The organism is Moraxella sp. ZY210820, assembly GCF_030674635.1.
Lineage (GTDB): Bacteria > Pseudomonadota > Gammaproteobacteria > Pseudomonadales > Moraxellaceae > Acinetobacter.
This window is the reverse complement of record NZ_CP089978.1, coordinates 927,847-951,465: the sequence shown is the minus strand read 5'-3', so window position 1 is coordinate 951,465 and position 23,619 is coordinate 927,847. Positions and strand designations below refer to the sequence as shown.

At 34.7% G+C, this 23,619-nt stretch carries 19 protein-coding genes; 10 read left to right on the top strand and 9 right to left on the bottom strand.

Annotated elements, in window-relative coordinates:
- Positions 1 to 23: 23 nt before the first annotated feature.
- Positions 24 to 587, bottom strand: a complete 564-nt coding sequence (locus LU301_RS04825; protein WP_305273237.1) for a LemA family protein — start codon at positions 585 to 587, stop codon at positions 24 to 26.
- A 68-nt stretch (positions 588 to 655) separates the two neighbouring features.
- Positions 656 to 1,315 (bottom strand): M48 family metallopeptidase, encoded by a 660-nt coding sequence (locus LU301_RS04820; RefSeq protein WP_305273236.1) that lies wholly within the window; start codon positions 1,313 to 1,315, stop codon positions 656 to 658.
- Between the two features lie 114 nt (positions 1,316 to 1,429).
- Here LU301_RS04820 and smc point away from each other — a divergent pair, with 114 nt between their 5' ends.
- The 6 genes from smc to LU301_RS04790 all read left to right on the top strand — a co-directional run bounded on the left by smc (position 1,430) and on the right by LU301_RS04790 (position 10,650).
- Positions 1,430 to 4,897: a chromosome segregation protein SMC gene (gene smc / locus LU301_RS04815; RefSeq protein WP_305273233.1), complete on the top strand. Its 3,468-nt coding sequence runs from the start codon at positions 1,430 to 1,432 to the stop codon at positions 4,895 to 4,897.
- Positions 4,897 to 5,844, top strand: coding sequence for a cell division protein ZipA C-terminal FtsZ-binding domain-containing protein (locus tag LU301_RS04810; protein ID WP_305273231.1), 948 nt, complete (start codon positions 4,897 to 4,899; stop codon positions 5,842 to 5,844). The genes smc and LU301_RS04810 overlap by 1 nt, the downstream gene beginning before the upstream one ends.
- A 102-nt stretch (positions 5,845 to 5,946) precedes the next feature.
- Positions 5,947 to 7,956, top strand: coding sequence for an NAD-dependent DNA ligase LigA (gene ligA / locus LU301_RS04805; RefSeq protein WP_305273229.1), 2,010 nt, complete (start codon positions 5,947 to 5,949; stop codon positions 7,954 to 7,956).
- Entirely contained in the window at positions 7,949 to 8,308 is a 360-nt protein-coding gene (locus tag LU301_RS04800) for a hypothetical protein (protein ID WP_305273225.1), read from the top strand. Before ligA ends, LU301_RS04800 begins: the two co-directional genes overlap by 8 nt.
- A gap of 196 nt (positions 8,309 to 8,504) precedes the next feature.
- Positions 8,505 to 9,665 carry a methionine adenosyltransferase gene (metK, locus tag LU301_RS04795; RefSeq protein WP_305273222.1) on the top strand — a complete coding sequence of 387 codons (1,161 nt, stop codon included), beginning with the start codon at positions 8,505 to 8,507 and terminating at the stop codon, positions 9,663 to 9,665.
- Between the two features lie 103 nt (positions 9,666 to 9,768).
- On the top strand, positions 9,769 to 10,650 hold the full coding sequence (locus LU301_RS04790; protein WP_370692242.1) for a glycosyltransferase family 8 protein: 882 nt from the start codon (positions 9,769 to 9,771) through the stop codon (positions 10,648 to 10,650).
- Between the two features lie 37 nt (positions 10,651 to 10,687).
- Here LU301_RS04790 and LU301_RS04785 read toward each other — a convergent pair whose 3' ends face one another.
- The 3 genes from LU301_RS04785 to LU301_RS04775 form a co-directional block, all read right to left on the bottom strand.
- Positions 10,688 to 12,709, bottom strand: coding sequence for an oxidoreductase (locus LU301_RS04785; protein WP_305273968.1), 2,022 nt, complete (start codon positions 12,707 to 12,709; stop codon positions 10,688 to 10,690).
- 96 nt (positions 12,710 to 12,805) lie between these two features.
- On the bottom strand, positions 12,806 to 13,909 hold the full coding sequence (locus tag LU301_RS04780) for a hypothetical protein (RefSeq protein ID WP_305273220.1): 1,104 nt from the start codon (positions 13,907 to 13,909) through the stop codon (positions 12,806 to 12,808).
- A 3-nt stretch (positions 13,910 to 13,912) separates the two neighbouring features.
- Positions 13,913 to 14,599 carry a YggS family pyridoxal phosphate-dependent enzyme gene (locus tag LU301_RS04775; RefSeq protein ID WP_305273217.1) on the bottom strand — a complete coding sequence of 229 codons (687 nt, stop codon included), beginning with the start codon at positions 14,597 to 14,599 and terminating at the stop codon, positions 13,913 to 13,915.
- A gap of 229 nt (positions 14,600 to 14,828) precedes the next feature.
- Between LU301_RS04775 and LU301_RS04770 the strand changes: the two genes are divergently transcribed.
- Entirely contained in the window at positions 14,829 to 15,866 is a 1,038-nt protein-coding gene (locus tag LU301_RS04770; RefSeq protein WP_305273216.1) for a type IV pilus twitching motility protein PilT, read from the top strand.
- A 98-nt stretch (positions 15,867 to 15,964) separates the two neighbouring features.
- On the opposite strand, the gene LU301_RS04765 is transcribed toward LU301_RS04770, so the two are convergent.
- Both LU301_RS04765 and hemB read right to left on the bottom strand, forming a co-directional pair.
- Positions 15,965 to 17,143, bottom strand: coding sequence for an MBL fold metallo-hydrolase (locus tag LU301_RS04765; protein ID WP_305273213.1), 1,179 nt, complete (start codon positions 17,141 to 17,143; stop codon positions 15,965 to 15,967).
- Between the two features lie 154 nt (positions 17,144 to 17,297).
- The gene (gene hemB / locus LU301_RS04760; protein ID WP_305273210.1) at positions 17,298 to 18,308 is read right to left on the bottom strand and encodes a porphobilinogen synthase; all 1,011 of its coding nucleotides are present in this window, start codon (positions 18,306 to 18,308) and stop codon (positions 17,298 to 17,300) included.
- A 65-nt stretch (positions 18,309 to 18,373) separates the two neighbouring features.
- Between hemB and LU301_RS04755 the strand changes: the two genes are divergently transcribed.
- From LU301_RS04755 to LU301_RS04745, 3 genes are all read left to right on the top strand, one after another.
- Positions 18,374 to 18,733 (top strand): hypothetical protein, encoded by a 360-nt coding sequence (locus tag LU301_RS04755; RefSeq protein ID WP_305273207.1) that lies wholly within the window; start codon positions 18,374 to 18,376, stop codon positions 18,731 to 18,733.
- A gap of 90 nt (positions 18,734 to 18,823) precedes the next feature.
- Complete coding sequence (locus tag LU301_RS04750) at positions 18,824 to 20,197, top strand: WS/DGAT/MGAT family O-acyltransferase (RefSeq protein ID WP_305273204.1); 1,374 nt, start codon at positions 18,824 to 18,826, stop codon at positions 20,195 to 20,197.
- A gap of 1 nt (position 20,198) precedes the next feature.
- Positions 20,199 to 20,891 (top strand): aspartate/glutamate racemase family protein, encoded by a 693-nt coding sequence (locus LU301_RS04745; RefSeq protein ID WP_305273199.1) that lies wholly within the window; start codon positions 20,199 to 20,201, stop codon positions 20,889 to 20,891.
- A gap of 260 nt (positions 20,892 to 21,151) precedes the next feature.
- Here LU301_RS04745 and rng read toward each other — a convergent pair whose 3' ends face one another.
- Together rng and LU301_RS04735 are read right to left on the bottom strand one after the other, a co-directional pair.
- A complete protein-coding gene (gene rng / locus LU301_RS04740) occupies positions 21,152 to 22,603 on the bottom strand; it encodes a ribonuclease G (protein ID WP_305273967.1) in 1,452 nt (483 codons plus the stop codon).
- 213 nt (positions 22,604 to 22,816) lie between these two features.
- The gene (locus LU301_RS04735) at positions 22,817 to 23,494 is read right to left on the bottom strand and encodes an O-methyltransferase (protein WP_305273196.1); all 678 of its coding nucleotides are present in this window, start codon (positions 23,492 to 23,494) and stop codon (positions 22,817 to 22,819) included.
- Positions 23,495 to 23,619: the final 125 nt, after the last annotated feature.

The following is a 23,619-nucleotide window of genomic DNA, read 5'->3' as shown; positions in this document are numbered from 1 at the left end:
TTAACCATGACAATTATTCTAATTTAATGAAATTTGGGTTTATAATTAAATTGCTGTTGAGCTTGAGCATCTTGAAATGGACGTAAAGCTTTTTTACCCGTAAAAATGGTATTAATCCAATTATTGGGGAAAATTTGGATATAATTATTAAACCATTCAACATTACGATTAAAAATAGTAATCCCTGCCGATACATTATTATTTTGCTCATCAATATTTTTCATCATTTGCATATACAATTCATTACTTTTCAATTCAGGATAATTTTCAATAACCACATTTAAACTTTTCATTAACTCACGGCTCATTACTTCAATTTGATGAATTTGTTGGCTGTCATTGACATTTAAATTAGCAATATTTTGGCGTAATGCAATCACTTGAGTCAGCGTACTTTGCTCAAATTGACTATATTGCTCTACAATATGTTGTAATTGTTCTAAAGTATGAATTTTTTGACGTTCATATGAAATAACATCAGCCCATGCACGTTGAGTCGCATTGAAATGCATAATAATACGATTGCGTATAACAATTGAACCTAAAATCAGTACAAAAAATAATAAGAAGAAAATAATTGCACCCATCAGCTATATCACCTAATTTAGTCATAAAGTATCTATCATTTTAGCATAATTATATAAAATCATCTCAATTAAAATGGAATTTGTATCTGTTTTAATGCTTGTTGATGTTGTTTATAATAACCATCAAATTGCTCAACAAATGCCCAAAATTGCGGACTATGATTAAAATGCACAATATGTGCCAATTCATGAATACACACATAACGAATTAATGTTTGCGGACAACACACCAAATAAGCATTGAGCATAATATCCTGCCGTTGATTACAACTTCCCCAACGAGTTTTAGCATGGCGAATTGATATTTTATTAACCTTAATGCCCATCTCGTGTGCAATTTGCATTAAATAAGGCGGAAGATGAATTTTGGCATAACGCTGGATAAAAGTTTTAATCGCCAAATCATGCCGAGCCTTATCAACAATCAAACAATTTTGCTGATATTGATATAAATATTTACAATTCTCTAACATTTCAACATGAATTTTTTGTTGCTGTTGCGTATGATTATTAAACAAGTTTAAACTTTGCACAGGCTGAATTGGTTGCCATTCTTCTAATAACCATGCTTGTTGAGCGTGTAAAAATGATAAAATCGTTTTTTCATCAACATAAGGTGGAGACACCAATTCAATCGTTTGGTGTTGAATTTTGAGTTTTAAATACTTGGCTCGTGCATGATATTTAAGCCGTATTGCAGGTAAATCACCATGTAAGTTGATGTACATACTATTTTTTAATCACTAGAAAATGCTAATATTATACAGATTTTTTATGTGGTAAATGTTATAATTTCACTTTTTTATGATTTGTAACAATTTCTTGTTAATATTGAATATTCTATGCGTTTAAGTAGTTTAAAATTATCTGGATTTAAATCCTTTGCAGATAGTACCACTTTACATTTTAAAGACAACCGCACGGCGGTGGTTGGTCCAAATGGTTGTGGTAAATCCAATGTCATTGACGCGATTCGTTGGGTGATGGGTGAATCATCAGCACGTCAATTGCGTGGTGGCTCAATGCAGGATGTGATTTTTACAGGAACAGCTCAACGCAAACCTGTGGGTATGGCAAGTGTAGAATTACGTTTTGATAATACTTATGGGAAATTGGGTGGTGCTTACAATGCTTATACTGAGTTAGCCGTCCGCCGCCAAGTTACTCGTGATGGCAAGTCTGAATATTTTTTAAACGGCACTCGCTGTCGTCGTAAAGATATTACCGATATTTTCTTAGGCACAGGTTTAGGGCCTCGCTCGTATGCTGTGATTGAACAAGGTATGATTAGCCGTTTAGTCGATGCAAAACCTGATGAAATGCGTGTATTTATTGAAGAAGCAGCAGGCGTATCACGTTATCAAGCACGCCGTAAAGAAACCTTACAACATTTAGAACAAGCTGAACATAATTTAGCTCGTTTACATGATATTGATAACGAACTTGAAAAACAATTAAAAGCCCTAGAACGTCAAGTTAAAACTGCACTGCAATATAAACAATTAGAAAATGAAATTCATACGTTAAAAGTAGAATTATTATCTTATCAACTTGAGCAAAATCAGCAACGTCAAACCCAATATCAACATGAGCTTACGAGTTTAAGCGATGTATTTAAGGACTTGCGTGTTGAATTACATAAAATTGAAGCCGAATTTCAACATGAGCAAAATGCCTTTCAAAACTTGTTAGAACAATCCGCCCCATTACAAGACGAATGGAAAAATGCAGAAAAACGCTTGGCAGAATTAACTGCCCAAGTGGTGCAAAAACGTAATTTATTTGAACAAACACAGCAACAAATCATCAATATCGAACAACACAAAGAACAAGATATTGAAAAAGTCAAATTACTTGAATTACAACTTGAACAACTACATGAGCAAGCTGAACATGGTAATGAGCAAAGTCTAATTGCTCAACAGGCATGGCAAAATACACAACAACAATTACAAGATGTAAAACATCAACAACAACAGCAACAAGCAGAATTTAATCAATATAAACAACAAGTTGAGCAATATCAGCAACAACAACAGCAATTATTGGTACAACAGCAACAGTTACAAAAAAATTGTCAGCGTTTACAGCAACAGCAAGAAACGCTACTTTCACAACGTCAGCAACTTGCTAAACAAGTTGATAATGAAACATTAAGCGACTATTTACAACAGCAACAACAATTACAACATCAATTAAATCAATTACTTGAGCAGTCCACTCATGCTGAACAACAGTACGAACAGCAACAACAACAATATCAACAGGTTCAACAACAACGCCAGCAAATTCAAGCCGAAATTAAAATTTTGCAAGCTGAACAAAACCACTTGCAACAATTATTGGTTAAAACATCGGCACAAACGGCAAATCATCAACATTTATTTATGCAGTTAGAGCTGACTGAACCCGCTAAAAACCATGCAAGTTTAATTGAAAAAGTACTTGCTGATTGGTTACACGCTGATATTATCGCAGAAACACACGCATTTAAATCTGATGTCGCACGACAAATTTGTGTAAATTCTGATGATAGAACATCAAATACTTGGCACGAACAACTACAAACTTATCCGACCTTAGCGACTTGGATTAAAGCACCACAATGGCAATTTTTTAAGCGTATTATTATCATTGAACAGTATGCTGATGCGATTGCACTACAACATTTACTACAAGCCGAACAGCAAATTTTAACTTTAGATGGCTATTTATTGGGCATGGATTGGCAAATTGCCCTTTTGTATGATGAACCAAGCCAAACAGGACAAGGGATTTTTAGTCATCGTATCCGCTTGCAAGAAGTTGAACAATTAATTAAAAATTTAGAGCAACAATTACAACAAGTTGATGTTGATTATCAACAACAAAACACTTTAATTGAGCAACATAAGCAACACATACAGCAATTTAAACATCAACATAAACACATCGAGCAACAGCTCAAACAGCTTGATTTAGATATTGTAAAATTGCAAAGTCAGCAACACGCCAATCAAGCACAGCAACAACAACTAACTGAACAATATCAGCAAATTGAACAACAATTAGCCGATGATTTATTACAATTAGATGATTGGCAAATTGACACACAAGCGATTGAAAGTAAATTAGAGCAACTGATGCCTAATTTACAAGCAAAACAATTATTGCTTGATGATTTAGAGCAACAGCTTGAAGATATACAACAGCTATTAGAGCAACAATCTGCAACCTTACAAGCAAAAAAAGCAGAGCAAATGCAATGCAAACAAGATATTGAATTACTTGAAAAAGATTATGGTTTTTTAAGCAAACAAGTGCAACAACAAGCTACACAATATCAGCAGTTGCAAAGTACATTATTGCCCTTACAAATGGAGTTACCAAGTTTACAACAACAGCTTGATAATCAAGCAAAACTTACGGTTGAACTACAAAGTACATGGCAAGTGTGGCAAGATGATTTAAATATCGCTCAACAAAAACAGCAACAACGCACCGAATTACGCCAAAAATTACAACAACAAGATGAAGATTTACGTCAAAAACTTGAAGATAAACGCTTGGCATGGCAAAGTGTTAAATCAGATATTGAACATCAGCAAGAGCAATTACATCATCTAAACGCTCAAGCAATTTTAGGTTTAAGCATCGATATTGCACAACATCAAACACAATTAGTGGAAAAACAAGAAAAATTTGATAAAATAGGTGCGGTTAATTTAATTGCGTCAGAAGAATATCAAGACATTATGCAACGTCATAATGAATTAAGTCATCAAATCAGCGATGTGGAAACTACTGTTACACAATTGCGTGAAGCAATGAAAAGTATAGACCAAGAAACCAAAAGTTTATTCATGAATACTTTTGATAAAATTAATCGTGAATTACAAGTATTATTTCCTAAAGTTTTTAATGGTGGCGAAGCCAGTTTAACACTTGAAGATGATTGGCAATCAGGCGTAAAATTAATGGCACGCCCACCGGGTAAACGTAACAGCTCATTGGCTTTATTATCTGGAGGTGAAAAAGCACTCACAGCGTTGGCATTGGTATTTGCTATTTTCCGCTTAAATCCTGCACCATTTTGTGTGCTAGATGAAGTTGATGCCCCGCTTGATGATGCCAATGTACAACGTTTTTGTAATTTAGTCACAGAATTATCGCAACAAGTACAATTTATTTATATTACCCACAATAAATTGGCGATGACAATGGCAACAGATTTATTGGGTGTAACCATGCCAGAAGCAGGAACTTCAAAATTGGTTGCGGTTAATATTGAACAAGCAAAAGAATTCGGTCTTATGTTGGAGCAAGTCTAATGTACACTTTCTTATCTATCGTGCTATATATCATAGCCGCTATCATGGTGATTTGTAGTTTTATTTTACTGGGCAAGGCATTGTTCCGTAATCGAGACTCAAAGGCATTGTCATTAGATAGTGAATTACACATCGACCCACATACTTCACAACCTGTAATTCCACGTCATGTACGTCATCAACTCGCCGAAGCACAAGCAGAACAGGAAAATATTAGCCAACAAGATGAAGAACATAAAGACATCCAAAACACTTCAACTACAACTTCTGTTGAACCTATAGTCAATCGTCAGACTGATGATGAGCCATTTGTTCACCCAATAGAAAGTAAAAATGAAAATATTACTGATGAAGCACCCACTGTAATAGCAACAGAACAAACTGAAACCGAACATAAACCTGAAATCTTACAACTTAACCCTGATATTGAAGTCAAAGAAATTGAAAAATTTCAAGGGGATAGTGAATTATTGATTGCTAACTTAGATAATCAAGATGATGACGAAAGTGAAGAATATGCCGAACAAGTCATGGAGTTTTATGTTTATTTAGATGACCATGATTTAAAAGGCGACCGCTTCTTAAAGATTTTAGACCGTTACGGTTTACGTTTTGGTGAAGAAAATTATTTCCATCGTTATCATCAAGATGAAAATGGCGATTTTTACCATATGTTCTCATTAGCAAAACGTACTTATGATGGCACAACAGAACCATTCGATATTAATACAATGGTAAATGAACCGATTAATGCGGTTGTCTTTTTCCTTACACTACCACATTATGATGCAGTAACAGGCTATGATATGATGATGACTAGTATGCACCGTATGACACGTGAATTAAAAGGACGTATTTTTGATGGGCATCGTAATGAATTAACATCACAAATGGAACAAGATTTGCGTAGTGCAATTAAGATGTATGTAAGCGAAAATCAATCCTAATACGACTTCATTTTGAACATACATACGTGGGCGAATAACCATTTCCCCACATATCACATGATGATAGTTCATTCTATCATCATTTTTATATCGAGATAACACATGAATATTCAACAACAAATACAGCAATTAGTACATATTTTAAACCAACATAGCCATGCCTATCATGTCATGGATAACCCAACCATTTCTGATGCAGAATATGACCAATTATTCCATCAACTCAAAGAGTTAGAACAACAATATCCGCAGTTTATTCAAGCCAATAGCCCTACACAAAATGTAGGCGGAACACCATTGGTAAAATTTGAAAGTATTACCCATACTGTACCTATGCTCTCATTAGGCAATATTTTTAATTATGATGAATTAAAAGATTTTGTGCGTAAAGTGGAAGAACGCCTACCTAAACAACAAATCCAATACGAAGTAGAATTAAAACTTGATGGTTTAGCTATTTCTTTATGGTATGAACATGGCGTTTTAGTACGTGGCGTAACACGTGGCGATGGCGAAGTTGGCGAAAATATTACACAAAATGTAAAAACCATCCGTAACTTACCACAAGTATTATTAGGCGATAATATTCCTACTTTCTTAGAAGTACGTGGCGAAGTATTAATGCCAAAAGCAGGTTTTGAAAAACTTAATGCAGAACAAGAAAGCAAAGGCGAAAAAACTTTTGCCAATCCACGCAATGCTGCGGCAGGTAGTTTACGCCAACTTGACCCGAATATTGCCCGTCAACGTCCTTTAGCATTTTATGCTTATGGCATTGCACAATGTGAACCCCATCATGGCTTAAATAGCATGAATGATAGTTTACATTGGTTACAAAATTTAGGTTTTGAAATCGCTGAACGTCAATTTTTATGTGAGAATATTGAACAAATTCAACAAGTTTATGAACAAGTCATTGAACAACGTGCAGATTTACTAGTTGAAATTGATGGTCTAGTCATCAAAGTTGATAATTTACAACAACAACAACAACTGGGCTTTTTAAGCCGTGAACCACGTTGGGCAACAGCTTATAAGCTCCCTGCACAAGTCGCTTTAACAACGGTTGAACACATCGATTGGCAAGTGGGACGCACAGGAACTTTAACACCCGTTGCTCGCTTAAAACCTGTTGCTGTAGGTGGTGTTACTATTTCTAATGTTACTTTACATAATATTGGTGAAATTTATCGTCTTGATATTCGTACAGGCGATACTATTAGCGTTTATCGTTCTGGAGATGTGATTCCAAAAGTGGAAAAAGTGTGGCTAGAATTTCGCCCACAACATACCAACATTGTACAATTACCAAGCGAATGTCCAGATTGTCAATCGCCTGTAGTAATGCCTGAAGGCGAAGCACTTGCCCGTTGTTCAGGTGGATTATATTGTTCTGCTCAACGTATTGAAGCAATTCGCCATTTTGTATCACGTAAGGCAATGGATATTGAAGGTTTAGGCGACCGTTGGGTGGAAAGTTTATTACATTTAAATTTGCTCAATAACGTTGCGGATATTTATCAACTCTATCAACATCGTGAAACATTACTCAATATTGAAAAAATGGGCGAAAAGTCGGTACAAAATTTACTTGACGCGATTGAAAATAGTAAAAAAACGACTTTAGCTAAATTTATTTATGCACTCGGTATTCGTGGTGTAGGCGAAACAACAGCAAGAATGTTAGCTCAACAATTTCAAACTTTAGAAAATTTACGTCAAGCGGATATTGAAAGTCTGAAAAAAACCCCTGATGTCGGCGATATTACCGCAGAATGGATTTTTGACTTTTTCCAAGCAAGCCATAATTTAGACATTATTGACCAATTGTTGCAAGCAGGTTTTGAATTTGAAGCCATGCAAGCCCCAAGCCGTCAGCCTTTAAATGGCGAAAGTTGGGTGGTTACAGGCACACTTGCTACAATGGGACGTGATGAAGCTACACAAAAATTACAAGCCTTAGGTGCGAGAGTGAGTGGTAGTGTATCATCAAAAACTAAATGTGTCGTTGCAGGTGAAAAAGCAGGCTCTAAATTAGACAAAGCTGAAAAATTAGGCATTCAAGTAATGAATGAAACTGAATTTTTAGCGATGTTGGCGGAATATGCTTAAAGTTTTAATTTGGGAAGATTATGGAGCTTATGAATATTTGTGGATTAGCACATTCACAAATATTCAATCGCTTTTAACATGGTGGCAAAATTTATCATGTGCAGATATATATCAATATGCAACAACACCAGATTTAAGAGAACAACAGGATAATTATCAATCTGCTATTCAGCATATTTTACCTAATGGAGAATTAATCTATCTACAAAATAATCAGCTACGAAAACAATATCATATTGATATAATAGAATACCCTAAAATTATGTTAGATAATGATTATTCTTCCTATCTCTTTTATCAAGGTAAGCAATATTATCATCAAGGGAAAAAATTTAATGTAAATGTAAAGTAAATCCTAAAATTATTTCATGTAATTTTAATTTAAAATACTATCATTCAACATCACTCTATTATAAAATAGGAAAATTTAATCAGATTTAGATTTCTTTCCAAATATGGCAAACATTTTAATGATGAACTGTCATTTCGTTAATCGATTCCTTTGAAAAGCAATTTAAATCTTTCTACACTTAAACATAGGTTTAATTATGAAAGAATATTCAGTATTCACTTCAGAGTCTGTAAGTGAAGGACACCCAGATAAAATGGCTGACCAAATCAGCGATGCAATTTTAGATGCCATTTTAAAACAAGACCCTTATGCTCGTGTAGCGTGTGAAACCTTAGTAAAAACAGGTGCAGTTGTTCTAGCAGGTGAAATTACCACAACCGCTAATGTCGATTTCGAAGAAATTGTGCGTCAAACTGTTAAAGGTATTGGCTATGCTCATTCTGATTTAGGTTTCGATGGAGCAACTTGTGCGGTAATGAATATGATTGGTAAACAATCACCTGAAATCGCTCAAGGGGTCGATCGTCAAAAACCTGAAGATCAAGGTGCAGGCGATCAAGGCTTAATGTTTGGTTACGCTAGCCGTGAAACAGATGTATTAATGCCAGCTCCAATTTTATATGCTCACCGTTTAATGGAGCGTCAATCAGAATTACGCCGTAGTGGTCAATTACCATGGTTACGTCCAGATGCAAAAAGCCAAGTTACGTTTGCGTATGAAAATGGTCAGCCTGTACGCTTAGATGCAGTGGTTTTATCAACTCAACATGACCCAGATATTTCACAAAGCAAATTAAAAGAAGCTGTAATTGAAGAAATTATTAAACCAATTATCCCTGCTGAAATGTTCCATGCTGATACTAAATTCCACATCAACCCTACAGGATTATTTATTATCGGTGGACCTGTAGGCGATTGTGGTTTAACAGGTCGTAAAATCATTGTCGATACTTATGGCGGTATGGCTCGTCATGGTGGCGGAGCATTCTCTGGTAAAGACCCATCAAAAGTAGATAGAAGTGCTGCTTATGCAGGGCGTTATGTTGCCAAAAATATTGTAGCAGCTGGTTTAGCGGATAAATGTGAAATCCAAGTCAGTTATGCTATTGGCGTAGCAGAGCCGACATCTATTTCGATTAATACATTTGGTACAGGTAAGATCTCTGATGAACAAATTATCGCATTAGTGCGTGAATGTTTTGACTTACGTCCTTATGGTATTACACGTATGTTGAATTTATTACAACCTATGTATAAACAAACTGCTTCATATGGACATTTTGGTCGTATTGGTTCTGAAACTGCCTTTACTTGGGAAAAAACTGATAAAGTTGATGTTTTAAAATCAGCATTATAATTCTATTGTCAATGTATTGATGATGGTGTGGGTGAATTGTCATTTGCCCATACCATTTTAAAATTATCAATCAATGAAAAAGTAAAATGATGATAAATCATATATTTTAGGAATAGGTTTATGCTATGCAACAACGCAACAACGCAACAACGCAACAACGCAACAACGCAACAACGCAACAACGCAACACAATGTTATCGTACTTTCAGCCGACTATCAATACGCTGAACATGTATTAACTACAATTAAATCAATTTGTTATCATAACAAAAATATCCTATTTTATTTATTTAATAATGATTTTCCATCTGAATGGTTCGATATTTTAAATCAGCATTTATCTATGCTCAATTGTCAAATTCATGATACTAAAATCCATCATGAGACCTTAAAAAACTATCCAACATTTGCCCATATCAATTCTGAAGCAACATTCTATCGTTATTTTATTCCAACCTTTATTCCACATGATAAAGTATTGTATTTAGATTGTGATTTAGTCGTAAATGGTAATTTGAACCATTTATTTGCAATAGATTTACAACATTATTTTGTAGCTGTTGTTAAAGACCCAATTGCACAACAATTTCATGGATTAGATGAATTTAATGCAGGTGTAATGTTAATTAATAACCAATTATGGCGACAAACTAAGATGACAGAACAATGTTTAAATCTCTCTAATCAGCTAGCTGAACAATTAAAAAATGGCGACCAAGAAGTATTAAATATCTTATTAAAAGATAAATGCTTATATTTAAATCGTGGCTATAATTATCAAGTTGGGTTAGATTATTTACTAACACTATCAAATCATGCTCATCTCATCGAAGATTTAGGAAATATGACACCTTTGATTGTACATTATTCCACAAGAGCTAAACCTTGGTTAGCTGAAAAACTAACCCGTTTCCGCCATTTATATTGGTTTTATTATCAATTAAGTTGGCAAGATATTTCGGCACATCATCAAAATCCATCATGACGCCAATTGTACATAATAGGCATCATGATAATAAATACTAAATTAGCATGGCCAATTCTGTACCTTGTCGAATGGCACGTTTAGCATCAAGCTCACCAGCTTCTTTTGCACCACCAATGATATGCACCGACATTTTGCCCTGTAATTGATGATATAATTCATTGACCGATTCTTGCCCCGCACAAATCACTACATGATCTACATCTAATATTTGTGTTTCACCATTGATGATGATATGTAAGCCGTCATCATCAATTTTTTGATATTCAACACCACTTAACATTTGCACTTTACGTTTTTTCAAGCCAGCACGATGAATCCAGCCCGTTGTTTTTCCTAAATTAGCACCGACTACACTATTTTTACGTTGCAATAAATAAATTTGTCGTAGACTTGGTTCAACTTTAGGCATTTTTAAACCACCATTATGCTGATAAGTGGTATCAATGCCCCATTCATCATAAAATTTTTCAGCTACTAAACTACCACTCTCTCCTTGATGACTGAGATATTCTGCCACATCAAAACCAATACCGCCTGCCCCAATGATGGCTACTTTCTGCCCTACATACACTTTATGCTTTAAAACATCAACATAATTCAATACTTTTTGATGCTGAATACCCTCAAGTTGTAATTGACGTGGCACGACACCTGTCGCAATCACAATCTCATCAAATTGTTGCTGATTTAAATCATCAAGCGAAATCTGTGTATTTAAATATAATTTAATATTGCTATGATGTTGTAATTGTCGCTTAAAATAACGTAAAGTTTCACTAAACTCTTCTTTACCCACTACATTTTTAGCAATATTAAATTGACCACCAATTTCACTATCTTGCTCAAATAAATGAATTTCATATCCACGTTGTGCCGCTGTAATCGCAAAACTTAAACCTGCAACACCAGCCCCAACAACTGCAATTCTTTTCACTGAAGTAGTTGCGATTATATTGAATTCAGTTTCACGTCCTGCTCGTGGATTTACCAAGCAAGTTGCTGTTTTCCCTAAAAAAATATGATCTAAACACGCTTGATTACAAGCAATACAAGTATTAATATCTGCACTACGCCCTGCACTTGCTTTATTAACAAATTCTGGATCTGCCAACATTGGACGTGCCATTGAAACCATATCCGCTTGCCCTGTTGCCAACACTTGCTCTGCAACTTCTGGCGTGTTAATACGATTAGAAGTAATCAATGGAATATCAACATATTGTTTGATTTTTTGCGTAATCCATGTAAATGCAGCACGTGGCACTTTAGTCGCAATCGTTGGAACACGTGCTTCATGCCAACCAATACCTGTATTCAATAAGGTAACGCCTGCCTGTTGCATAGCCTGTGCAAGTTGAATAACCTCTTCTAAACTTGAGCCTTGTTCAACTAAATCTAACATCGATAACCGATAAATAATAATAAAATTTTTACCTACTTCCGCACGAATACGGCGAACAATTTCTAAGGCAAAACGAATACGATTTTCATAACACCCACCCCACTCATCATCACGTTGATTGGTGCGTAAACTAATAAATTCATTAATTAAATAGCCTTCAGACCCCATTACCTCTACGCCATCATAGCCTGCATATTGTGCTAATTTTGCACATTGTACAAAATCATCAATGGTTTGTAGAATTTGTTCATGGGTCATAGCTTGTGGCACGATTGGATTAATCGGTGCTTGTATCGCTGATGGTGCAACAATATGGCGTTGATAAGAATAGCGCCCCGTATGTAAAATCTGTAAGGCAATTTTTCCACCAGCATGATGAACAGCTTGAGTAATCACTTTATGATGTTCAGCTTCTTCAAGACTATCAAGCTTTGCAGCCCCTTCAAAAGTACGTCCTGCATCATTAGGTGCAATACCTCCTGTAACAATCAACGCTACACCACCTTTAGCTCGTTCTGCATAAAATACAGCAAGTTTTTCAAAACCATTAGGTTGTTCTTCTAATCCTAAGTGCATAGAACCCATCATAACACGGTTCTTAAGTGTAGTAAAACCTAAATCTAACGGCTGTAATAAATGTGGATAGTTGTTCATCATATAATCCTTGCGGCGGTTGGCTTGCAATTGAATCATCATACTGTAACTTATAGCAGGATACAATTACTTTTTTAGCAATAAACTTAGGTTTATTTAGTCAATCACATCTAATGAGTTTTCTAAAAATGCGAGTAAATCATGCTGTAAACTTTCATACTCAGCCAATTTAAAACGGCGTAAATGCCCACGCAAATGAGCCACATTTCTAATATGTTCATATTGATGATTAGGTATTTGTAAAATTGGACGTTTGCCTAAAAAGCACATCATGGACATATCAGCATGACAATGTAAATAACCTTTCCTCTGTGCAAAAATCTGATTCAGTAATAAAATACGATGTGGTGTCATGGTTTGAGCTAAATGTCGTTCGCTTTCCCCACGAATAGAAAATTTTTGATTAATTTGAATATCGCTACTTTGCCAACGACTATAATATTCCATTGGAAAACGGTCATGTTCTGTAGATACAGCAAAACCATTTAAATCCACATTAAAAATAAAAATCCCCCATAAATATTGTGGTTTACGTTGGTGAACACGAATCCTACCACGATTTTGTATAAAATCCATCCATAAAAAATGAATCATTGATTGACTGCTTTGTTGTAAATGACTGGCTGGTACATCATTTATATATTCATATTGAAATATGATTACGGGATAGCTTCGTCCATGACAATCTGTCCATATAGTGCTAGCAAAATCAGTCAAAGTATTTGATACTGTACCTTGTTCAAATAATGGAAAAAAATGTTGTTTAAAAAATGCCAAAGCTAAACTGCTACTACGATAATGACCACTAAAGGATATAGGTAACATGGAATATTGTAATTGATACTGATGTTGTATCATTTTCTTTTCTAAATTTTGAATACAATAAATCACAGGTTGTTGATTTTCATAATAAATATAGCTAATCAAAGCTAAAGTAATCATGATTAAAATAACTAAAAAATGCCCCATTGGAATCATAAATAAACTAAAAAATAAGGCAATATTGACATATCCTACTGTATAAATCCATTGATTATTAAATTGTAAACTGCCACTTGGCATACGAGCCAAACTATCCAATATTTCTTGGCGATCATGACTATGTGCTGACAATGAATTTAATTGTCGTAATTGCTCATAAACGTATTCATTATGACGTTTATAAATTTTAAGTTTTCTTTTTGTACGATGAATCGGCATAAGTTAAGTAGAATAATCTCTTACCCCAAATAACGCTGTTCCAACACGAACCATCGTTGAACCTTGAGCAATTGCTTGTTCTAAATCATTCGACATACCCATACTCAAAGTATCCCAATCTTGGGGATAAGCATGATGTTCAACCATGTCATCAAATAATGCTTTTGCCATTTCAAAAGCTGCAAAATGCTCTGGTTTGGGAATCACCATCAATCCACGTAAACGGATATTAGGCAATCGGCTAATATGATGAACCAATTCCACCACATCATCTACAGCACAACCATCTTTACTGTCTTGATTATCAATATTAACTTGAATACATACATTTAAAGCAGGTAAATCGCTTGGTCTTTGTTTAGATAAACGTTCAGCAATAATTAATTTATCAACACCCTGCACCCATGCAAAATTTTCCGCCAATAGCTTGGTCTTATTACGTTGCACATGTCCAATAAAATGCCAATCAATTGCTAAATCTTGTAATTCAGTTATTTTACCCATCGCTTCCTGTACATAATTTTCACCAAAAGTACGTTGTCCTAATTGATATAATTCACGAATTTTATCCGCCGATTGTGTTTTAGAAACCGCTAATAATTGTACATCTTTTACTTGACGTTGTGCTTTAACACATGCAGACTGAATTTGCAGTTGAACTTGTTGAAATGATTGCATGATTTGAGTCATAGAATACACTTTTTATCACATAAAAATTAAAGGATTATCATAACAAATTTTAAGCTCAAGGCATAGAGATAAAATTTAAAACACCTGCCATGATGATTAATATAATTTCTTAAGATGAGATTGACATTTTTTGCAACTACGTTAAAAATAATGATAAATTTATCGCAAAAATCGGCTATAATATAGCAGATTATCATTCCCCTATACACTTAAAATATCAGAGGCCGACATGGATATTACTGAATTATTGGCATTCTCAGCCAAAAATGGTGCATCAGACTTACACTTATCAGCAGGTTTACCGCCAATGATTCGTGTTGATGGTGAAGTACGACGTATTAACTTACCTCCAATGGATCATAAAGACGTTCACCGTTTAATCTATGATATCATGAACGATAAACAACGCCGTGATTATGAAGAATTATTAGAAACTGACTTTTCATTTGAAGTACCGGGAGTTGCACGTTTCCGTGTAAACGCATTTAACCAAAACCGTGGTGCTGGTGCTGTATTTCGTACCATTCCCTCAAAAGTATTAACCATGGATCAATTAGGTTTAGGTCCTATTTTTAAAACTATTGCCGAGTATCCTCGTGGTATTGTATTAGTTACAGGTCCGACAGGTTCTGGTAAATCAACAACTTTGGCTGCAATGTTAGACTATATTAATGACACACGTCATGACCATATTTTAACTGTTGAAGATCCAATTGAATTTGTACATACGTCTAAAAAATGTTTGATTAACCAACGTGAAGTACACCGTGATACTTTAGGTTTTAACGAAGCATTACGTTCAGCACTGCGTGAAGATCCTGATATTATTCTAGTTGGTGAGATGCGTGACTTAGAAACCATTCGTTTAGCATTAACTGCTGCAGAAACAGGACACTTGGTATTTGGTACGCTCCACACCACATCTGCAGCAAAAACCATTGACCGTGTAATTGACGTATTCCCTGCTGAAGAAAAAGATATGGTGCGTGCCATGTTATCAGAATCATTACAAGCGGTTATTTCACAAACACTCTTAAAGAAAAATGGTGGCGGTCGTGTTGCTGCACATGAAATTATGATTGGTGTACCTGCGATTCGTAACTTAATTCGTGAAAATAAAGTTGCACAGATGTATTCTGCAATCCAAACGGGTGCAAACCATGGTATGACTACACTTGACCAAAGTTTAAAAAACCTTGTTACTAAAGGGATTATTAGTAAAGAAGCGGCCCGTGCTGCTGCCAAACAGCCAGAGTCTTTCTTGTAATGTACTATTAGTTTATCATTTAAAAGATTTTCTTTGTATATTTACCAAACAAGGAAAATCTTTTTATTATGTAAACATTAACACCTTTGACAGCTGTACTAGCTTATGAATATCCTACCAAATTGGATATAAATATCATTGCGATTTTCAGTTATAAAAATTGGCATAGTACCTATAGATAATAATTCAGTTAATACACTTGGTGCAGGATGTCCATATTGATTACATGAACCAAATGAAATTGGACATATAATCAATCTGTCTTCTATATTAATTTTTTTAAAAAAATCAATATCAAAACTTCTTTTAGAACCATGATGCGTAACTTGAATTGTTGATATTGTATTCAATGATTTAACTTTATTAAAAAATAAATCACATATTTTATCTAAGGAAGCATCACCTGTATAAATACAACCACCACAATGCAAATAATCATCAAAATAATATCGATAATCTAAATAATATCTAGGACTCAAATAATGCCAAAAAAACGTTTCCTTAGGATTAGGTGTTGAAATTAATAACATAGAATTTTCATTTATTGTTCCATCTAACTTCTCCATTACTCCATCTAATTTATTTTTGTAAAGCTTCTTAAGTTTATTCATATATTCATCAGTAAACTTTCCATTTTGAATAGAATCTATATCAATATTAGTCTGTGTAATTAACTCTTTAAATTGTTTATTTCTTTCTTTAAATTTATAGTTATAAGGGATATATAGCCAAACATCTTTTCTGCTGCATTGATATACAATTGGTGTACCACTAGAAATTTCTGGTGGTAAATTTGTCATACCATTATCTTCTTCAGCTTTGATAGATAGCCTATCATTTTCTTCAGGGTTGTTGTCGGTATCATTTTGATTAACAGCTCTAACTTTAGTTATCTTAGTACGTTCACCAAAAAAGGTTTCAGGACGTTTTATTATATCTACAACATCTTGTTGATTTAAAATAGAATAAACACCAACTAATATATCTGCATCATTCTTATCTAATAAAGGCATCACAACTCGTTTAATATCAAATTCATCTTTTAGTGTTGTAATTTGATTAACATGGTCTGCATCAAAATGTGAGATAAATAGAATATCTATCTTTGAGCCTTTTGGGAAACTATGTTTAATAGTTTGTTTAATTGCACTTTTAGAAACTGAACCACAATCATAAACGATATTAAAAGTGCTATTATTTTCCTCATTCCTAATAGTTTCACCATAAAAAGCACCTTGACCTACAGGAAAAAATGTTCTTTGAAATTGAAAAATCATTATTTTTACACTCCAATTATTCAATGGCTTTATTAAGTTTTTGAATTGTCAAATGAATATAACTGATTTGACAATACTTTAAACTCACTTATCAACAATACCCCCTATATAAAAGGGGATATTATGTTCATTTACATTAGCTCTAATCTTATCATCACGATGATTTCAACATCTCCCCAGCTTGTTCAGCAAAATACGTCCAAATGCCATCAGCTCCTGCACGGCGACAGCATAATAGACTTTCTAAAATCACTTCTTCAGCAAGCCAACCATTTTGAATCGCTGACATCATCATAGCATATTCTCCACTGACTTGATAAACAAATGTTGGCACGCCAAAAGTATTTTTTACTTCACGCACGATGTCTAAATATGGCATTCCCGGTTTAATAATCACCATATCTGCTCCTTCTTGAATATCTAAAGCGATTTCATGTAAGGCTTCATGACGATTGGCACAATCCATTTGATAGCTATATTTGTTACCACCTTTAAGATTACTCGCTGAACCAACTGCATCACGGAATGGTCCATAAAAACGAGAGGCATATTTTGCCGAATACGCCATAATACTAGTATCAATAAAACCATTTTGCTCTAAAACTGTACGAATTGCCCCAATACGACCGTCCATCATATCACTAGGTGCAATAATATCTGCCCCTGCTTCGGCATGACTAAGTGCTTGTTTAATCAAACATTCAATGGTTTCATCATTCAAAACATAACCATCATCGTTGATAATACCATCTTGCCCATGCGTTGTATAAGGGTCTAATGCACCATCAGTAATAATCACTAATTCTGGCAATTCTTGTTTTAATAAACGTACTGTACGTTGCACTAAACCATCATCTCGCCAAGCGTGTTCAGCGGTTAAACTTTTATCTTCTTGTGGGGTAACAGGAAAAAGAGCCAATTTATTAATGCCTAAACTCAATAACTTTTCCGCTTTTTTGAGCAATAAATCTGCAGATAAACGTTGAATATTAGGCATACTGGCGATGTCTTGGGTTTGATTTTCACCTTCCAATACAAATGTCGGATAAATCAAATGACTTGCGGATAAATGGGTTTCACTTACCATTTCACGTAAGGCAGGATTTTTACGAATACGTCTCATGCGTGTTGCAGGAAAATTGGGGCGATTAAAAACAAAACTCATGACAGTTCTCATTGTAAATTGTAGAATATAGATTATTTTACCTTAAATCATGAGTTTTTGCATAAATGAACGATACAAAATCACCAAAAAATATTGATATTACCCATTTTTATCAATCAGGCTTAATTGATATTCAATTTGCCAATTTCGGGCAAAGTGTAGTTTTGGAATTTTGTGCCGATGATGGACAATCTTTGGGCTATTTAGTCTGTCATGATGTGTTACGTTTTCATTATATCGACCCAAATTTTCAACAAAAACAGCATCAGCAGGAAAAATATCAAGATATTCAAGGATTTTCCCATTATGTACATCAATTTCAAATCCATCAGCGTGGACAGCATCTACACATAAGTTTGCGACCTTATGTGCAGTTGGATATTGAATGCCTTGATATTGAAATATTATCACCTACCACACCTTGAGCAATTTGAACAATTATTCATAACAAAAAGTATGTTAGAATAACCGCTACAAGTTTCTAATTAAACGCTGATGACGCACAGGAATATATCATGAATTTTAATAAACGTTCCATCAATCCAACAGATTTTCTATTTTTATCTTTAGAAAAACGCCGTCAGCCAATGCATATTGGTGGATTATTATTGTTTAAAATTCCTGATGATGCACCTGCAGATTATATCCAACAAGCGGTACAACATTTCCGAGCAACAACTCAACCTCCAATGCCACCCTATAGTGATTATTTAAATGGTTTGACTTGGGAAAAAGATGAAGAATTTGATTTAGACCATCACTTTCGTCATGTGGCGTTGCCTGCACCTGCACAAATTAAAGATTTATTACGCTATATTTCTCAAGAACATAGTGCCTTACTTGATCGTGCTAAACCAATGTGGACGTGTACTTTGATTGAAGGCATTGAAGGTAATCGCTTTGCAATTTATTTGAAAATTCATCATGCCTTAGCTGATGGTGTAGGTGCAATGCGAATGATTAAAAAATCACTTTCTCATTCTGCTGATGACCCACATTTTGTACCAATTTGGTGCTTAAACCCGAATCAACAATCTTCACAACGTACAGCTAAACCGCAAGAAAAATTATCGTTTACCGAACGAGTGAAAAATACTCTAAAATCTAGCCAAACGGTTTTAACAGAAATCGGTAAAAATATCATTACGCCTACACAACAAGCACAACATATTCCGATTTATCAAGCACCCAAAAGTATTTTAAACCAAAAAATTCACGCCTCACGGCGGTTTTCTGCACAATCCTACCAACTACAACGGTTACGCCATATCGCTCAACATTTTGATGTGAAAATCAATGATATCATTCTGGCAATGTGTTCTGGTGCATTGCGTTTATATTTACAAAATCATGCACAATTGCCTGAAAAACCATTGATTGCGATGGTACCAGCATCTTTGCGTGATGATGATACCCATTTAGGCAATCGTATTACCATGATTTTGGCAAGTTTAGCAACTGATATTGCTGAGCCTGTACAGCGTTTAAAAGCTATTCAACAGAGTGTACAACAATCCAAAAATCGTATGGCTCGTATGACAAGTGGTGAAATCTTGGCTTATACAGGTTTATCTTACGGTGTGATTGGCTTACAAGTCGCAAGTGGTGCATTTCCTAAACATCAATCATTTAACGTTATTATTTCAAGTTTTATTACATCACAAGAACCATTGTATTTAAATGGAGCGAAGTTAGAAGCCATGTATCCTGCTTCAGTTGTGGTTGATGGTCAAGCAATGAATATTACTGTCGCAACTTATTTAGACCAGCTTGATGTTGGTGTCATTGCTTGTCGTCAGAGTTTGCCAAAAGTGCAAAAAATGTTAAAATATTTTGAACAAACTTTACAAGAATATGAAAAAATTATCACATCAACAGTAGAGAAATAAAATGAAAACATTAGGTATTATCGGCGGTATGTCATCAGCTAGTACAGAGACTTATTATCGTGAAATCAATCGCTTAGTAAATCAGACGAAAGGATATAATCATTCTGCACCATTGATTGTTTATAGTGTAGATTTTGAACCGATTGTACAATATCAAAAACACAATGAATGGCAAAAAGCAGGTGAACTATTGGCAAAGATTGCCGAAAAATTACAACGAATTGGTGCGGAAGGGATTTTATTGGCAACCAATACCATGCACAAAGTTGCACCTGCGATTCAAGAAAAAATTACTGTGCCATTTTTACATATTGTTGATGCAACAGCTCAAGCCATTCAAAGCAGCCAAATTGATAAAGTGGCATTATTAGGCACACAATTTGTCATGCAACAGGAGTTTTATAAACAAGGTTTGGCACAATATCAAATTGAAACCATCGTTCCTGATGCAGAAACACAACAAGAAATCCACCGCATTATTTTTCAGGAATTATGCGTTGGCGAAATTTTACCACAATCTAAACAATATTATTTGAGAGCAATAGAACAGTTAATTGCACAAGGGGCGAAAGGTGTGATTTTAGGTTGTACGGAAATTGGTTTATTAATTCAACAAAATGATGTTTCTATTCCTGTTTTTGATACCGCAACGTTACACGCTGAAATGGCAAGTCGCTTTATTTTAGCTGATTAAAGTCATGTTAAATCGATGGGTTAATTAGATTGTTTAAAACAATATAGCCAAGAATTGCAACAACTTAGATTATTGGGTAAACAACGTTTTAAAGCTTGTTTTATTGGTGAATAATTTGCTCATTTATTAAAGAGTAGTAGCGATGAGTGAGAAGCATAAAGAAAAGAAATCATTTTGGAAAATCATTATATTGTTAATCATTGCTTTTTTAATCATCTTTTAATGTGTATTTGTAAGAGCGAAAAAAATTCGCCCTTATTCTAACTCAACACAATATCATATTGCTCTTGTGTATAACAATTTTCGACCTGAAATTTAATCGTACGTTGTACAAAATGTTCAAAATCCGCCACGGCATTGGTTTCCGTAGTTAAAAAACGGTCAATAATCGCAGGGTGGGCAATCACTGTAAAATCATGTTGTGTTTCATAAGCTCGTGCATATCGCATCAGCTCACGGAAAATCTCATAGCAAACAGTTTCCGCAGTTTTCACAAAACCACGACTTTCACAAGTAGGACACGGTTCACACAATAATCGCTCTAATGACTCTCGTGTGCGTTTACGTGTCATTTCAACTAAGCCTAATTCTGATACTTGACTAATTTTAGTTTTTGCATGGTCTCGTTGTAGCATTTTTTCAAATTGTTGCATCACACGCTCACGATGATGAAGTTCTTGCATATCAATAAAATCGATAATAATAATGCCCCCCAAATTGCGTAAACGTAACTGCCGAGCGATGACTTCCGTTGCTTCCATATTGGTTTTAAATACCGTATCTTCTAAGCTACGTCCACCAACATAAGACCCCGTATTAACGTCAATTGTAGTCATAGCTTCAGTTTGGTCTATCATTAGATAACCACCTGATTTGAGAGCCACTCGAGTTTGTAAGGCTTTTTGAATATCTTCTTCAACATTATACAAATCAAAAATTGGCTTTTCACCTGCATAATGAATCAGATTATCTTGCAAATGCGGAATAAATTCTGTAATAAATTGATTTAATTGCTGATAAGTCTCACGAGAATCAACAAAAATTTTCACATTTTGCTGACGTGTATAATCACGGATAATGCGTTGTGCTAAAGGAATTTCCTGAAAAACTAAACTCGGTGCGTGTAAATTAATTTTTTTATGCTGAATATGCTCCCAAAGTTTCACTAAGTACAACATATCTTGTTCTAGTTCGGTTTCAGATACACCTTCTGCAGCCGTACGCACAATAACGTTAGGCAACTTATGCTTTTGTTGCAATTGTTGGATGATATTTTTGAGACGTTCACGCTCCTGCTCATCTTCAATTTTTTGAGAAATACCACTTTGTTCCGCAAAAGGCATAAAGACTAAATAGCGTGATGGAATCGATAAATCAGTAGTCAGTCTAGCTCCTTTTGTGCCAAGCATATCTTTCATGATTTGCACAGTAATGACTTTACCGGGGTGTAAAATCTCGCCAATATTTGGTTCAGGTTTTGAACGACACCAAACCATATCATTAATATGTAAAAAAGCAGTGCGAGAAAGTCCAATGTCGATAAATGCGGCTTGCATACCGGGTAGCACACGAACGACTTTCCCCTTGTAAATATTTCCCACCAAATCACGGCGAGCGGTGCGTTCAATAAACAGCTCATTGACTGTACCATTTTCAATAAGTGCAACACGACATTCAGTCGGTGTCATATTAATTAAAAACTCTGTTACCATCATTGCCTATCTCAAGATTTAGCACCTTATCTACAGTTACCCACACTTTTTGTGGATAACTTTATGGAAAATATGCCTATAACACTTTAAGTTATTAAAATCATTTAGTTTAATTGTTTTGAGTGAAAAATATCCATAGTATAAAACATCATCATATTTGCTTTAGAGATGATAATTGATTTATCCAATCATCATCTTATACTACCATTTTTCCTATTTGACAATCGCAATAGCAAAACCATCATGTCCTTTACTGCCCACCGTTTGTAAAGCGGTACAAGATAAAATTTGCGGATGATTGTACATTGTTTTATACATTTGACGAATACCTTCAATACTTGGCTTATAATTATTTTTATCCAAAATATCGCCAGCACGAATCACATTATCTAACACGATAACCGTTCCAGAACGTGAAAGTTGCAAACTTAACGCTAAATATTGAGGATAACTTTGTTTATCAGCATCAATAAAAATAAAATCAAATGGTTCAATATTTTGCTCAATCAATTGCTGTAAAATATCAACACCACGCCCATGACGCAAATCAATTGTTGAGCTAATATTAGCCAACGCTAAATTTTCTCGTGCCATTGCCACATGTGTCTCTCGTCCTTCTATGGTTAATAAATATCCATCATCAGGAAGGGCTTGTGCAAGCCATTGTGTACTATAAGCGGCAAATGTACCTAATTCTAAAACACGTTTACAATGATTCATTTGAACCAACATTTTTAAAAACATACCTTGATTAGGAGCAACCGCTAAATGATTAGAAAAACCATGCAAGGCTGTGTTTTCTAAGGTTTTATCGAGCTGTGGTTGTGGTGGAATTAAATGTTCATCAATATATTTATCAATCTCTGCCCACAAAGATGGTGTATCTGACATGATTTACTCTAAACTAATGGAAAATAAGCAATATTTTACCTGAAAAATAGCTAATTCGTATAGTAGATTTTTTATGGTATGATGATGGTAACAAAATGTGATTAATGTCATATTTTACTATACGA